Below are 14,633 nucleotides of genomic sequence, written 5' to 3'. Positions count from 1 at the left end.
TTTCCCGGCCTCGCACCGCGCGCAGTTAAGGCGGCTGGCAACGCGCGGGAAAGTTGCTAGAGCCTGACACCCATATGGCCGCTTCTGATTCCACCGTGAATTTCCGCATCCGCCGCGACATTGGCGGCTTCCGGGGATACCTTCGAAATGCCTGGGGCCGGTGGTGGGTCAAGGCGCTCGCCGCATTGGGCGTGCTGTTCGTCATCGCCTATACGGTGTTTTACTTCCTGTTCGCCGCCGATCTGCCCTCGGTCGACAAATTGCGCACCTATGAGCCGCCACTGCCGACCAATGTGCGCGGCGTCGATGGCACGCCGATCCACAGTTATGCGCGCGAACGCCGGGTCGAACTCAGTTACGACGAATATCCGCCGCTGCTGGTGCGCGCGTTTCTGGCCGCCGAGGACAAGACCTTTTTCGAGCATCACGGCGTCGATTATCTCGGCATCGCGAGCGCCGCGGTCAACAATCTGAGCAGCCACAAGCGCCCGGCCGGGGCCTCGACCATCACGCAGCAAGTCGCCAAGAACCTGCTGATCGGCAACGAGACCAGCTACAGCCGCAAGATCAAGGAAGCGATCCTCGCGTACCGGATCGAGGACACGCTCACCAAGAAACAGATCCTCGAACTGTACCTCAACCAGATCGCGCTCGGTCGCAACGCGTTCGGCGTCGAGGCGGCGAGTTATGCCTATTTCGGCAAGGATCTGAACCAGCTCGATCTCGCGCAAATGGCGTATCTGGCGATCTTGCCCAAGGGACCGTCCAATTACGACCCGGTCCGCCATGCCGACCGCGCACTGGGCCGCCGCGCTTATGTGCTGCGCGAAATGCTCAAGAACGGTTTCATCACCCAGGCGCAGCATGACGAAGCGATGGCCGAACCGCTCGGCACCGTGCCGCGCCAGACGCCCAAGACCGAAACCGCAGGCAGCGGCTATTTCGTCGAGGAAGTCCGCCGCCAGTTGAAGGACAAGTTCGGCGAGGACGAAAAAGACGGCCCGTACAGCATCTATGCCGGTGGCCTGTGGGTGCGCACCTCGCTCGACAACCGCCTGCAGGACTATGCGCAGACCGCATTGCGTGAGGGCTTGCTGCGCTTCGATCATGGCCGCGGCTGGTCCGGACCGATCGACCATAAGGACATTGTGGGCGACACCTGGCAGACAACGCTGCTCAACACCAATATCGGGCTCGATTACGACAATTGGCGCGCGGCGATCGTGACTGCAGTCGGCGCAAGCGAGGCGACGATCGGCTTTTCCGACGGCAGCACCGGCGTCTTGCCCCGAGACGCCGCGCAAATGCCGGTGCGGGGCGAGGGCGGCACCGCTTTCGCCGCGCTGAAACCCGGCGACATTATCGCGGTTGCGCCCGAAGGTGGGGCGTTTGCTTTGCGCTCGGTGCCCAAAATCTCGGGCGCGTTCGTGGTCGAGGAACCGCAGACCGGGCGCGTGCTGGCCATGCAGGGCGGGTTCGATTTCCGGGCGCAGGCCTTCAATCGCGCGACGCAGGCGATGCGGCAGCCGGGATCGACGATCAAGCCGATCGTCTATGCTGCGGCGCTGGAGGGCGGGATGACCCCTGCCTCGATCATCGTCGACGGCCCGTTCTGCGTTTATCAGGGCGCGCGGCTGGGCCAGAAATGCTTCAAGAATTTCGGCAATGTCGGCGGGTCGGGCGCGCATACCATGCGCTGGGGCGTCGAGCAGTCGCGCAACCTGATGACGGTGCGCGCCGCCGCCACGACGGGGATGCCGCGGATCGTGTCGCTGATGGACCGGATCGGCGTCGGCAAATACGAACCGTATCTGTCCTATTCGCTCGGCGCAGGGGTGACGACCGTGTCGCGCATGGTCAACGCTTATGCCATCCTCGCCAATCAGGGCCGCTCGCACCCCGCGACGCTGATCGATTTCGTGCAGGACCGCCACGGCAAGGTGATCTTCCCCGAAAACTGGCACCCGTGCGACCGCTGCAACGCGCCCGACTGGAACGGCAAGCCGATGCCGCGCCCGGTCTCGCGCGGCAAGCAGATCGTCGATGCGATGAGCGCGTATCAGATGGTCCATATCGCCGAGGGCGTCATCCAGCGCGGCACTGCCACCGTGCTGCGCGACCTCGACCGGCCGATGTTCGGCAAGACCGGCACCAATACCGGGCCAACCGACGTATGGTTCATCGGCGGCACCCCGCAAATGATCGGCGGCCTGTATATCGGCTACGACCAGCCGCATTCGCTGGGCGGCGCGGCGCAGGGCGGCACGCTCGCCGCGCCGATTTTCAAGGCGTTCGCGGTCAAGGCCTATGAGGGGCTGCCCAAAATTCCGTTCCGCGCCCCCGCCGGCATCCGCATGGTCCGCATCGACCGCGCGAGCGGCAAGCCTGTGTTCGGCACCTGGCCGACCGACGATCCCAAGGCGTCGGTCATCTGGGAAGCCTTCAAACCCGAAAGCGAGCCACGCCGCGTCGTCCACCGCGACGTGATCGTTCCCGACCCGGCCGCTGCGGCCGCCGCCGCTGCCGCCAAAGCACGCGCCGACGCCCAGGCACCGAAGGACACGCGCCGCGACAGCGATTTCCTGCAACGACAGGGCGGTATTTACTAGCGGCGCGCCAACCTCATATACGGCAGGCACACTATCGTTCTCCCGCACATGGGAGACACGGCACGATATTTTTCTGGAAGGTTCTCCCATGCGCGCTGAAGCGCAGGCTCATATCGACTCGATCAAGGACGCGCTCGCGCTGCTCCGCCGCTTCCTCGACTGGGACCGCGCGCTGCGTCGGCTCGATGAACTCAACGCGCGCGTCGAGGATCAAACTTTGTGGAACGATCCCAAGGCGGCGCAGGCGGTTATGCGCGAGCGGCGTCGTTTAGATGAAGCGATCACCGCCACGCGCGCGATCCAGAGCGAGCTCGACGATACGGCGGAGTTGATCGAAATGGCCGAGGCCGAGGGCGATACCGAGATGGAGACTGACGGCCTCGCCGCGCTCGCCGATCTCGCGCGCCGGGCCGAAAGCGACAAGATCAAGGCGCTGCTGGCGGGCGAAGCCGATGGCAACGACACCTATATCGAGGTCAATGCGGGCGCGGGCGGGACCGAAAGCCAGGATTGGGCCGGGATGCTCAGCCGCATGTATTCGCGCTGGGGCGAGCGCCACGGGCTGAAGGTCGAACTGATCGACCAGCATTCGGGCGAACAGGCCGGAATCAAGTCGGCGACGCTGCTGCTGAAAGGCGAGAACGCGTACGGCTATGCCAAGACCGAAAGCGGCGTCCACCGCCTGGTGCGCATCAGCCCCTATGACAGCGCCGCCCGCCGCCACACCTCCTTTGCGAGCGTGTGGGTGTATCCGGTGGTCGATGACAATATCGAGGTCGAGTATAACGAAAGCGACCTGCGCATCGACACCTACCGTGCATCGGGCGCTGGCGGGCAGCACATCAACACCACCGATTCGGCGGTGCGCATCACGCACATCCCGACGGGCATCGTCGTGCAGTGCCAGAACCAGCGCAGCCAGCACAAGAACAAGGCCGAAGCCTATAACCAGCTCCGCGCCCGGCTGTACGAGCGCGAACTCGCGATTCGCGAAGCCGCCGCCAATGCCGAGAATGCAGGCAAGACCGATATCGGCTGGGGCCACCAGATCCGTTCGTACGTGCTGCAGCCATACCAGATGGTGAAGGACCTGCGCACCGGCGTGACCTCATCGAGCCCGTCCGACGTGCTCGATGGCGATCTCGATGCGTTCATGGCCGCCGCGCTCTCGCAGCGCGTAACGGGTGAGACGGTCGAGGTGGAGGACGTGGACTAGTGCGTCTGCACGGTGCCCGCGCGCTGACCCTGGCCACCGTCCTGCTGCTCGCCGCGTGCGACGGCGGCAAGCCCCGCGTGCCCGATCATACGCAGGAGGCAGGCCCCTTCCCCGCCGCCGATCGCCCGGTCGCCAAGATCAGCTCGCCGCGCTGGTCGACCGAAGAGGATCGCGACCGGCTGAACGAGGCCGGCGACGTGATGACCAAGGCCGGGATCAAGCCCGGCATGACCGTCGCCGATATCGGCGCGGGCGAAGGCTATTACACGATCCGCGCCGCCAACCGCGTCGGCAAGACAGGGCGCGTGCTGGCCGAGGACATCGTGGCCGAGGTGCGCGATACGCTGGCGCTGCGCGTGTCGCGCGAGCGGCTGGAGAATGTCAGCGTGCGGCTCGGCGCGCCCGACGATCCACGCTTGCCCGACGCCAGTTTCGACCGTGTGCTGATGGTGCATATGTACCATGAGATCGCGCAACCTTATGAATTTCTGTGGCGGATGCGCCCGTCGCTCAAGAGCGATGGGCTGGTCATCGTGGTCGATGCCAATCGCCTGACGCAAAACCACGGCACGCCGCCTGCCTTGCTCAAATGCGAATTTGCTGCAGTCGGCTACACCCAGGTCGCACGCTACGACATGCCCTCGGCGGGCGGGTATCTCGCCGCGTTCCGGGCGGAGGGGCCTCGCCCCGAACCGGCGGCGATCAAACCCTGCCGGATGACCTGATCCGCCGTTATGCCAGCCTACTTCGCGCTACCGCATCACCCGGCGGCGCGCTACACCGAGCCTGATGCAAAACCCGCTCGACCCGATCGAAAAGACGCTGCAACAGCGAACGACACGATGAACCAACTTGCGGGTATGAAGGCATGAGCATGCGGCACCCCGAACACCAATATCTCGACTTGCTTCAGCAGATTCTCGACCATGGCGACCAGCGCGTCGACCGGACCGGGGTCGGGACGCGCTCGCTGTTCGGCGCGATGATCCGGTTCGATCTTTCCGACGGAAGCGTGCCGATCCTCACCACCAAACGCGTCTACTGGAAGACGGCGGTGAAGGAGATGCTGTGGTTCCTGACCGGGGATACCAGCCTGCAGTCGTTGCTGCGCGAGAATGTGAAGATATGGACCGATTGGCCGCTCGCGCAGTACCGGCGCTCCACCGGACACGACATTTCTCAGACCGAGTTTGAGCAGCGTGTACTGAACGACGATGCCTTTGCCGCGCAATGGGGAGACCTGGGCCCGATTTACGGGAAGCAATGGCGCCGTTGGCAAGGCGCGGACGGGCGCGTGCATGATCAGATCGCCAGCCTTGTCGAGACGCTGAAGCACAATCCGGCCAGCCGCAGGATGCTGTTTCATGCCTGGAACGTGGCGGAGCTCGATCAGATGGCGTTGCCGCCGTGCCACATGGTCTATCAATTCCACGTAACCTCCGACGGGCGGCTGAACTGCGGCCTTTACCAAAGGTCGTGCGACCTGTTGCTGGGGGCCGCCTTCAATTTCACGGGTGCCGCCGCGCTGCAGCTGATGCTTGCCCAACAGGCCGATCTCCGCCCGGGAGAGCTCGTCTGGATGGGCGGTGACGTCCATCTGTATCTGAACCATCTGGATCAGGCGCGCGAACAGATATCCCGCGATCCGCGCCCGTTCCCGACCATGCGCCTCCTCCGCAAACCCGCTGATATCGACAGCTATCGGATCGAGGATTTTCAGGTCGAAGGGTATATGCCGCACGGTCCGATCAAGGCCGACGTCGCGGTGTGATGGAGCGCGCTTAGTTCGAGTATCTGCCGCTTTTCGGGCGCTCCGAAATCGAGTGCCATCGCGACGAACCCCGGCGGTCGCCACCGCCCTCCCTACAAAAAGCAGAGCCAGCACAGGGGAATGCCCCCCGGGTTATCCTCTGACGCGGTCGCAGTGTCCGGCACGGCGCTCGCTGCGGCCGCTCACCCTCCACGCGCCCCATGCCGGATGCAGCCGCGTCAAGTGGGAAGGGCTGCCCTGCGATCTCCGACTGGACCAGATCTTTAATTCACTCTGTAGAGAATGAGTGTTGATTCGGATCGAAAACTGGGGCATCCAGACCCCATCGCGCCGGAGAGCGTGTGTGGGTGAGGATGGGGAGGTTTATGAAGAGCTTTGCATTGTTGCTAAGCGCATCGGCGTTAGCATTCACATCGGGAAGTGCGGCGATCGCCCAGACCGCCACCACGCAGACGGGCGACGTCCAGCCAGCGGCGGCGACCGACAGCAGCCAGGACATCGTCGTCACCGCGCTCCGTCGCAACGACAAGCTATCGCAGACTCCAATCGCGGCTTCGGTCCTGAGCGGCAGCGACCTCGCCAACAAGGGCGTCGTCAACATCGACGCACTGCAGTTCGCGGTGCCGAGCGTGGTCGTCAACAATTTCGGGCAGGGCCTCGAGTTCAATGTGCGCGGCATCGGCAAGGCCGAGCACAATTCGCAAACCACCACCGGCGTCATCACCTATCGCGACGGCGTGCCCACCTTCCCTGGCTATTTCCAGGAAGAGCCGTATTTCGACATCGCCAATATCCAGATCCTGCGCGGGCCGCAGGGGACGTCGGTTGGCCAAAACGCAACGGGCGGCGCGGTCTTCGCCAACACCAACGATCCGATCATCGGCGGCGGTACGCACGGTTATTTCGCCGCGAGCTACGGCAACTATAACGACCTGAGCGGACAGGGGGCGGTCAACCTGCCGATCAGCGACACCTTTGCCGCGCGCGTCGCCTTTTCGGGCGAACGGCGCGACGGGTTCTATCACATCACCGGGCCGGGCGGGGCACCCTATACCGGCAATAACGGCAGCGTACGCTCGATCGCAGGGCGGATAAGCTTCCTGTGGAAACCGACCGATCGACTGTCGATCCTGTCCAAGACCGATCTCGATTATCTCGACATGGGGGCCTATCCGGCCGACCCCTTCACCAATCGCTTCAAGACGCTGACGCTGGCCGGCGGCACCGTCGCCAATCCCAACTACCGCGACCTGTTCGACATCAGCGCCAACATGCCGCAGGAAGCACGCGACAAGTTCGTCCGCACCGTGCTCAAGATCGACTATGAATTCGTCGGCGGCATCAAATTCCGCTCGATCACCGGCTTCCAGAACGGCAACACGCTATACCGCGCAGATCTCGACGGCACCAATGCGACCGCCAACGTCGCCGCCACGCCAACCGCGCCGGCACGGAAGAATTACATCTTCTTCGACACCACCACCGAAACGCAGTTCAGCCAGGAATTCAACCTCATCTCACCCGATAACCAGCGCCTGACCTGGCTGATCGGTGCCTTCGGGCTGTGGAACACCTATTTCTGGCTGCCGCCCTACCAGTTCGTGATCGACGCTCCGGCGGCGGGGCAGCCGCTCGGCACGACCGCCGCGCAATACACGCTGCAGGGGCGTAACCCTGAGCGCTCGCTCGCGGTGTTCGGGCAAGTCGGCTTCAAGATCACCCCACGGCTGACGCTGGATCTCGGCGGACGCTACACCGCCAGCCAGTCGACCAATCATGTCGACATCAACCAGAACGGGCTACGGCTCCGCGACGACCAGCACATCACATCGGACAATTTCTCGTACAAGGCGTCGCTCGGCTGGGTGATCGACCGCAACAACTATCTCTACGGCTTCGTCGCGACCGGCTTCCGCCCGGGCGGAATCAACGTGCCGGTCGGCTCGGGCCTCGCCACCCCGCCCTTCCAACCCGAAAAGGTGCGCTCGTACGAAGCCGGCTGGAAGGCCAATTTCGCAGGCGGCCGCATCCACACGACGATCGACGGATTCTACAACGATTACCAGAATTTCCAGGTGATCGTCGGCTATCCGACGCTACCGGTGTTCGGTTTCGAGATCAACGTGCCGGGCACGACCAAGATCTACGGGTTCGAGGCCGAGGCCGATCTGAAGGCGGGCAACTTTACCTTCGACGCCGGGATCAACGCCCTGCACAGCGAGCTGGCGCAGTTTTATGCGCTCGACACGCGCACCGGCGGGTCGTTTGCGCCGTGTTCGCCGACCACCGGACCCGCCACTGCAACCTGCCTTAACCTCAAGGGGCGCGAGCAGACCTATGCGCCCAACCTCACCTTCAATCTCGGTGCGTCGTACGAGCATCGTTTCGCCAACGGCGACACGCTCACTCCGCGCGTCAATTTCGGGCATATCGCGGCGCAATGGGCGACGCTGTTCGAGAACGCCGCGCAGGGCGACCGGCTCGACGCGCGCAACATTCTCGGCGCGCAGGTGGCATGGCAGCACAAGACCTGGACGGTAACGGCTTACGGCACCAATTTGACCGATCAACACTATGTTGCAGCGCTCAACAGCGGGCTCGATTTCGCCGGACCGCCGCGTCAGTATGGCGTCAAGGTGCTGAAAACCTTCTGACGCAACGGCGGCCACCGCCCGCGCGGGCGGTGGCCGTTGCCCATCCCGCCAACCACGAAGGCATCATGCAAAGCTACGGCCTGACAGTCGACAAATTCCTGGATCATGCCGCAAAGTGGTTTGGCACGCGCGAAGTGGTGGAAGCCGATGCCGGGCGCGTGTCGCGCCGGACCGGCTACGCCGATCTGCGCGCGCGCAGCAACCGCATGTCGGGCGCGCTGGCCTCGCTCGGCTTGCGGTTCGGCGACCGCATCGCCACGCTCGCGTGGAACACCCAGGCACATTTTGAGGTCTATTACGCAGCGATGGGCGCGGGGCTGGTGTGCCATACGCTCAATCCGCGGCTGACCGTACAGCACCTTGCCACGATGATCGAGGAAGCCGAGGACCGGGTCCTTGTCGTTGCAGCGGATCTGCTGCCGCTGTCACGAGCATTACTGCAGTTGTGCCCGGCGATCGAACACGTCGTGGCAATCGACGCTGCGCTGCTGCCGGGCGAGACGCTCGGCGACCATCGGGCACAGCTGTGGGACTATGAACGTCTCCTCGACCAACATGGTGCCGCGAGCGCATGGGGGGACTTTGACGAGAACGTTGCGGCCGGGCTGTGCTATACTTCCGGCACGACCGGGCGGCCGAAGGGCGTCCTCTACACGCATCGCTCCAACTACCTCCACACGCTGCGCACCCTCCAGGCAGATTCGATCGCGCTAACCGCGCAGGATGTGCTGCTGCTCTGCGTGCCGATGTTTCATGCCAATGGCTGGGGCCTACCGTTTGCCGCGCCTGCGGCGGGCACCAAGCTGGTCTTGCCCGGGCGAGCGATCGACGGAGCGAGCCTGGCGACCCTGATGCGCGACGAGGGCGTGACAATCGCGGTCGGGGTGCAGACCGTCTGGCTCGGGCTTGTCGACCATCTCGAACGCACCGGTGGCGAGTTACCCGATCTCAAGCGCATTCTGATCGGCGGCTCGAATTGTCCCGATGCGCTGATCAATCGCATCGAGCAGCGGCTCGGGGTCTATGTCCAGACGAGTTGGGGAATGACCGAACTGTCGCCGACCGGGACGATCGCGCCGCCCTATCCCACCGGGCAAGGCCGCGGTGCATCGGGGCGACCGCCGCTTGGGGTCGATCTCAAATTGACCGATGCCGATGGTGCGGCCCTTCCTTCGCAGCGCGAGGCGATGGGACATCTCAAGGTCCGCGGCGCAAGCGTTCTCGACCGCTATTTTCGAGCCGAGAGCGACGCGTTGGACGAAGAGGGATTTTTCGATACCGGCGACCTGGCGATGATCGACGCCGACGGCAACCTCACCATCTGCGGGCGTGCCAAGGATCTGATCAAGTCGGGCGGCGAATGGATCAACCCGACCGAGATTGAGGCGATTGTCGGCGGACATCCGGCCGTGCGTCACGTTGCAGTGATCGCGCGACCTGACGCCAGATGGGGCGAGCGTCCGCTGCTGGTTGTCGAAACTGCCGACGCGAGCGGAACCCCCGACAGCCTGATCGGAATGTTGCGCGGCAAGGTCGCCGATTTCTGGATCCCCGACCAGGTCGCCGAGGTCGAGGCGATGCCGCTCGCCGCAACGGGCAAGATCGACAAGCTCCGGCTAAGCGCGGACTTTGCTGCGGGGCAGATCAGCACGACTCACGTCGGGCGGTAATTGCCCCCTTTCACCCGCCCTCCGGCGCATCTCCCATTTGGCGCTGCTCACCGTCAGGGGCACCCCGCCCCTGCGGCCGGCAGCTTCGGTGCGGCCAGCCCGACATTCCAGTTCCAGCCAATCGTGCCCGTCGCTTTGCGGCGGCACATCACGGTCTCGTTGAACGCGTACATGCCCGGCATCGGTTTCGCCTCGGCGCGCGGCACGTCGGCGACGTGGAGATAGGCTTGGCCGGTGCCAAAGGGTTGCCATATCGGCCCGTTCGCGGCCACGGGTCGGCCGTCACGCGTGAAGCTTGTCCAGTAATCGAGCAATGCGTCGGACACGGCGCGCTCTGCCGGTGTCTCCGGCACGCGCGGCCAGCGTGGCGGGGTGCGGTCGAAGGTGCCGAATACGAACGGCAATTCGCTCGCATGAAAGGCGTGGAGCCCGGCTTGATCTGCAGCGGGATAGCCGTGATCGAACAGATAGAGATAAGCCGGCTGGCCGAGCGCAGTCTGCATCCGCGCGAGCCGCTCGGCAGTCCAGCCATAGAGCGCATCGCGAGTCGTCGCCAGGATACTCTCCTTATAGGTGGCGGCCGGGTACAAGGTGAGGAACGTGTCGGCGAGATCGCCATAGCGCTCCCGGATGCCCTTCTCATAGTCGGCGGCGGTCGCAGGGGCTTTGGGCGCGAGCACCGTCAGCGAGCGGATCTCGCCCTGGTTGAAGCCAGCGAGCACGGGAACGGGTGCCTGCTTCCCTGCAGCGAACGTTGAGACCATCTGCTCGGGCAGCACCAGTCCGTCGACGGTTCCCCAGGGGCCGTATCCCATTGCAGCGGCGCTGTTGGTCAGAGTCTGCGCGTCCATTCCGCGTAGTGTCGCAAGATCGGGTGCCTGCAGCGCGGCGGCAAGCAGCTCCCCTGCCCCTTCGGCCGAAGGCGCACCGTAAACCGCCTTCTTGAGCTGCGGCATCGAGATCATATAGCCGCTTTCGACGATCGCTCGCGCGAACAACCCCCGCGCGAGGGGCGATTCGAGCAGGTACATCGCACTCAGCCCACCTGCGGATTCGCCCGCGATCGTAACCTTGGCGGGATCGCCACCGAACGCAGCGATATTGGCACGCACCCATTTGAGCGCTGCGATCTGGTCAAGCAGTCCGTAATTGCCCGAGACGTGAGCGGCCGATTCGTGGCTGAGCGCGGGATGCGCCAGCCAGCCGAGCACGCCGAGACGATAGTTGATCGACACCACGATCACCCCGCGCTCGGCCATCCGCTTGCCATCATAGAGCGGCTCGCGCCCTGACCCGGCCACCAATGCGCCGCCATGGATCCAGAAAAACACGGGCGCATCGCTGGCGTTAGCGGGGGCCCAAATATTAAGCGTCAGACAATCTTCACTGACGGGCATTGGGTCGCCGCTGTAGATGGACGCAGTCTTCGCCTGTGGCTGGACACAGGCTGGGCCGAAAGCATCGGCAGCGCGCACGCCGCTCCACCGCGGCAGCGGCACAGGGGGGTGCCAGCGCAGCGCCTGCACCGGCGGAGCGGCATAGGGGATGCCCTTGAACACCTGAACCCCGTCCTCCACGACGCCCTGCAGCTTCCCGGCAGGCGCGGTGACGATCGGGGTGGAAGGGGCTTGCGCCGCAGACGCGGAGGCACCGGCCACGCCGAGCAGCGCGAGCGAATGGATCAGCAGCTTCATGCTATGTCCTTTCTGGGTAGGCTGCCACGCACACGCAACACGCGGGCGAGCCACAGGAACAGGGCGATTGCGACGAGATAGGCGGGCGCGAGGGTGTAGAGCGCCGCCTGCAATCCATGCGCGGAGCCGTGTGCGGTAAACCAGTCGCTCGCCGCGCCGACATAGGTAGGACCGAGCCCCAGCCCGATGAAATTCATCACCAGCAGCAACAGTGCTCCGGACAGCACGCGTTGGTCGGGGCGCACCTCTTCCTGCACCAGTGCGACCGCAGCCGAGAGGTAGAAATAGTTGAGCAGCATCACCACAGTCAGCAGCACCAACGCCACTGGCCAGCCCGGTGTCCAGAGGAACGCGACATAGAAGGGCAATGCGATCGCCAGCGAAACAGCCGGCCCGATCGCATAGACTTGGCGCGAGCGTGGCAGCAGGCGATCGATCACGCGCCCGGAGGCCAGCATGCCGCCGCCCATGCCGATCGCCACTGCGATGGCGTACCACAGCGCGACCTCCCCCAGTGTCATGCCCTTTTCGCGGATCAGGAACAGCACCGCGAAGTTGCCAAGACCATAAGTGACAAACTGCGTTGCCCCGCTCCCGATGGAGACAAGCAGCAGCACCGGGTTGGCGAAGAACGCACCGACCGTTCCCCAGAACGGCACCGTGACATGCCCCCCGGGCAGCGCATCGTCGAGCGCCCCCCGCGTCGGCTCGCGGATCAGCAACCGCACAGCGATCGCGGTGACAATGCCGATCGCGCCGATCGCGATAAACGCATCGCGCCAATCAAACGCTGCAGCGACCGACGCACCGAATGCGATGCCGATCGCCGCGCCGATCGGTGGACCGAGGTTATAGATGCTGAGCGCCGTCGCGCGCCGTCCCTTTGGAAAGGTGTCGGTAATTATCGCATAAGACGGCGGCACTCCGCCGGCCTCGCCGAATCCCACTGTCATGCGCGCCAACACCAGCTGCGGGAAGGTCACCGCCAATCCACAGGCAATCGTAGCACCGCTCCAGATTGCGCAGGCCAGTGACACCACGGTGACGCGGTTGGTGCGGTCCGCGAACCAACCGACGGGGATCGCAATGAAGCAATAGAAAAGAGCGAAATACAAACCGCCGAGCAATCCAAGCTGGCCGTCGGTGATCTGCAGCGAATCCTGGATCGGCTTGGCAAGGATTCCGATCAACTGCCGATCGAGGAAGTTCAGGACATAGACAAAGGTCAGCACGAACAGGACCAATCCGCGCCTGAACGCCCCGCCCGGCCAACCGATCGCCCGCGTCGCGGCATCCGAGGCCGGAACTTCCATAAACCCTCTCCGTCGACGTGTTTTCGTCGTTGTCGCGATGATGCGGATCAGCGGCTCTCCTGTCAATAAGTCACTCTCTCGTGTGTGAATGATCAACAAGCGGCGATCGCTGCTTGACGCTCGCGTCGGGAGTCGGGAAGGACATTGTCGTGACCCAGGATATACCCGTACAGCGTCGCCCGCGCCGGGCCGAGCAACGCGCCGAAACGATGGAGTTGATCCTCGATACGGCCGAAGAGCTATTCTCCAAACACGGCCTGCACGGCGTGACACTGAAGGAGGTCGCCAAGCGAGTCGGCGTCCATCACACGCTGCTCAATTATTATTTCGCCGACAAGAAGGCGTTGTTCGACGCAGTATTCGCGCGCCGTGCGGTGGTAACCAGCGAGCGCCGGATGAAGGCGCTTGACGATTACGAGTCCGCCGCCGCGGGCAAGCCGACCGTCGAGGGCGCGCTGCGCGCATTTCTGGATACCGATCTCGACCTCTATATCGATGGCGGCGAGGGCTGGCGTAACTATGCGAAACTCGGCGCGCAGGTCGCCAACACGCCGGAATGGGGGGCCGAGCTGATGGACACGCATTTCGACCCGGTCGTTCTGCGGCTGATCGGACTGCTCAAGCAAGCGCTCCCCGAGTGCGAGGAAAGCAAGATTTTCTGGGGTTATCATTTCGTCACCGGCGCGCTGATGCTGACGCTCGCGCGCACCGGGCGGATCGACAAGCTATCGGGTGGCATCAGCCGGTCGGACGACTTTGTGTCGGTAAAGGAGTATATGGCGACCTTTATGGCTGGTGGCTTTCTCGCGATCTGCACACCGCAGCCGGCCGCCATCACCACTTAGAAATCTACACTCCGGCGACGGATCAAAGCCCGCCTGGAGCGTCGTCGGTCCGGCTCGGCGCAGTGGGAAAGGTCGGCAATGTCCGATCTTTCAACGCCCGCTTGTGGTCACCTGTTCGAGCGACGCTGCCATTCTCGATGAACACCCTCTCACCGCGCTTTTGTGCCGAAGCGCGAAAGAGGGCGTGGGCCGTATCAAAGCGCGCAATCATTACGCCGCATGTGAAATAATATACAGATTTCGCCTGACGATCTGGGCGAACCCGCACGCGTGATTTCATTTGGCATCTTGAACAGGGAGCGATCATCGCCCTCGGCGTATATCGCGATCCTACCTTAATGCAGAACGCCGGTTATCGATCAGGGGCATCACCATCTAAAAACACGATCGATCTCCAGGACACGCAAGCATCTGTCCTGAAGCAATTTCTTTATTATTACATATTACAAAAATCAGCTAAGATCTTCTCAAAGTAAGCGATTCGCGGGCGGGGGAAATAATGGGGCAGTTTCGGACTGAGCGGGGGCGATTTCGTGCCTTCGCCGGATGCATGCGATCTGCACTTGGTACCTTTGCTCATCGCAATCGCATGCGCGAACTCGGCCGACGACGCGCCGCAGGGCATCCAAGCCGCCCTTTAATCGCGCTTTTTGCTTTTATGTTCGCCTTGATGCCCGCTTTTGCGGCGGCGGCTACATCGAAGGGCTGCGCCGACATCAACACCGGCCAGTATAATCGCACCTTTTCGATTCCATCGGCCAGCAATGGTTCACAGATACAAGATCAGGATATTACTTTTGGAGCGTATGCATCAACGTTAAGCGATTTCTATTTTAATAGTGGAGATGTAGTTCAATTTAC

10 protein-coding genes are annotated in these 14,633 nt (G+C 63.5%); 8 read left to right on the top strand and 2 right to left on the bottom strand.

Annotated elements, in window-relative coordinates; genetic code table 11:
* Positions 1-74: 74 nt before the first annotated feature.
* The 6 genes from EJC47_RS15360 (at position 75) to EJC47_RS15335 (ending at position 9,920) form a co-directional block, all read left to right on the top strand.
* A complete protein-coding gene (locus tag EJC47_RS15360) occupies positions 75-2,609 on the top strand; it encodes a penicillin-binding protein 1A (RefSeq protein ID WP_126848799.1) in 2,535 nt (844 codons plus the stop codon).
* Positions 2,610-2,697: 88 nt separating this feature from the next.
* The gene (gene prfB / locus EJC47_RS15355; protein WP_029622979.1) at positions 2,698-3,825 is read left to right on the top strand and encodes a peptide chain release factor 2; all 1,128 of its coding nucleotides are present in this window, start codon (positions 2,698-2,700) and stop codon (positions 3,823-3,825) included.
* On the top strand, positions 3,825-4,550 hold the full coding sequence (locus tag EJC47_RS15350; protein WP_126848798.1) for a class I SAM-dependent methyltransferase: 726 nt from the start codon (positions 3,825-3,827) through the stop codon (positions 4,548-4,550). Before prfB ends, EJC47_RS15350 begins: the two co-directional genes overlap by 1 nt.
* Positions 4,551-4,699: 149 nt before the next feature.
* A complete protein-coding gene (locus tag EJC47_RS15345; RefSeq protein WP_033963181.1) occupies positions 4,700-5,596 on the top strand; it encodes a thymidylate synthase in 897 nt (298 codons plus the stop codon).
* Positions 5,597-5,961: 365 nt separating this feature from the next.
* On the top strand, positions 5,962-8,250 hold the full coding sequence (locus EJC47_RS15340) for a TonB-dependent receptor (protein ID WP_126848797.1): 2,289 nt from the start codon (positions 5,962-5,964) through the stop codon (positions 8,248-8,250).
* Between the two features lie 65 nt (positions 8,251-8,315).
* Positions 8,316-9,920 carry an AMP-binding protein gene (locus tag EJC47_RS15335; protein ID WP_126848846.1) on the top strand — a complete coding sequence of 535 codons (1,605 nt, stop codon included), beginning with the start codon at positions 8,316-8,318 and terminating at the stop codon, positions 9,918-9,920.
* Between the two features lie 53 nt (positions 9,921-9,973).
* Here the strand turns inward: EJC47_RS15335 and EJC47_RS15330 are convergent, their stop codons facing one another.
* The gene (locus EJC47_RS15330) at positions 9,974-11,614 is read right to left on the bottom strand and encodes a carboxylesterase/lipase family protein (protein WP_126848796.1); all 1,641 of its coding nucleotides are present in this window, start codon (positions 11,612-11,614) and stop codon (positions 9,974-9,976) included.
* Entirely contained in the window at positions 11,611-12,927 is a 1,317-nt protein-coding gene (locus EJC47_RS15325; protein WP_126848795.1) for a spinster family MFS transporter, read from the bottom strand. The genes EJC47_RS15330 and EJC47_RS15325 overlap by 4 nt, the downstream gene beginning before the upstream one ends.
* Positions 12,928-13,076: 149 nt before the next feature.
* Between EJC47_RS15325 and EJC47_RS15320 the strand changes: the two genes are divergently transcribed.
* Complete coding sequence (locus tag EJC47_RS15320) at positions 13,077-13,772, top strand: TetR/AcrR family transcriptional regulator (protein ID WP_260591606.1); 696 nt, start codon at positions 13,077-13,079, stop codon at positions 13,770-13,772.
* Between the two features lie 589 nt (positions 13,773-14,361).
* Positions 14,362-14,633: hypothetical protein (locus tag EJC47_RS15315; RefSeq protein WP_185867690.1), on the top strand; the 272-nt coding region annotated here is incomplete at its 3' end.

The organism is Sphingomonas sp. TF3, assembly GCF_003985085.1.
Lineage (GTDB): Bacteria > Pseudomonadota > Alphaproteobacteria > Sphingomonadales > Sphingomonadaceae > Sphingomonas.
Note: the sequence above shows the minus strand (reverse complement) of the source record. Positions and strands in the feature narration are given on the sequence as shown.

What these genes read in the sequence shown, in the direction of transcription:
- EJC47_RS15360 (WP_126848799.1), top strand. Translation starts at nt 75, where the DNA reads ATGGCCGCTTCTGATTCCACCGTGAATTTCCGCATCCGCCGCGACATT.
- prfB (WP_029622979.1), top strand. Translation starts at nt 2,698, where the DNA reads ATGCGCGCTGAAGCGCAGGCTCATATCGACTCGATCAAGGACGCGCTC.
- EJC47_RS15345 (WP_033963181.1), top strand. Translation starts at nt 4,700, where the DNA reads ATGCGGCACCCCGAACACCAATATCTCGACTTGCTTCAGCAGATTCTC.
- EJC47_RS15340 (WP_126848797.1), top strand. Translation starts at nt 5,962, where the DNA reads ATGAAGAGCTTTGCATTGTTGCTAAGCGCATCGGCGTTAGCATTCACA.
- EJC47_RS15335 (WP_126848846.1), top strand. Translation starts at nt 8,316, where the DNA reads ATGCAAAGCTACGGCCTGACAGTCGACAAATTCCTGGATCATGCCGCA.
- EJC47_RS15330 (WP_126848796.1), bottom strand. Translation starts at nt 11,614, where the DNA reads ATGAAGCTGCTGATCCATTCGCTCGCGCTGCTCGGCGTGGCCGGTGCC.
- EJC47_RS15325 (WP_126848795.1), bottom strand. Translation starts at nt 12,927, where the DNA reads ATGGAAGTTCCGGCCTCGGATGCCGCGACGCGGGCGATCGGTTGGCCG.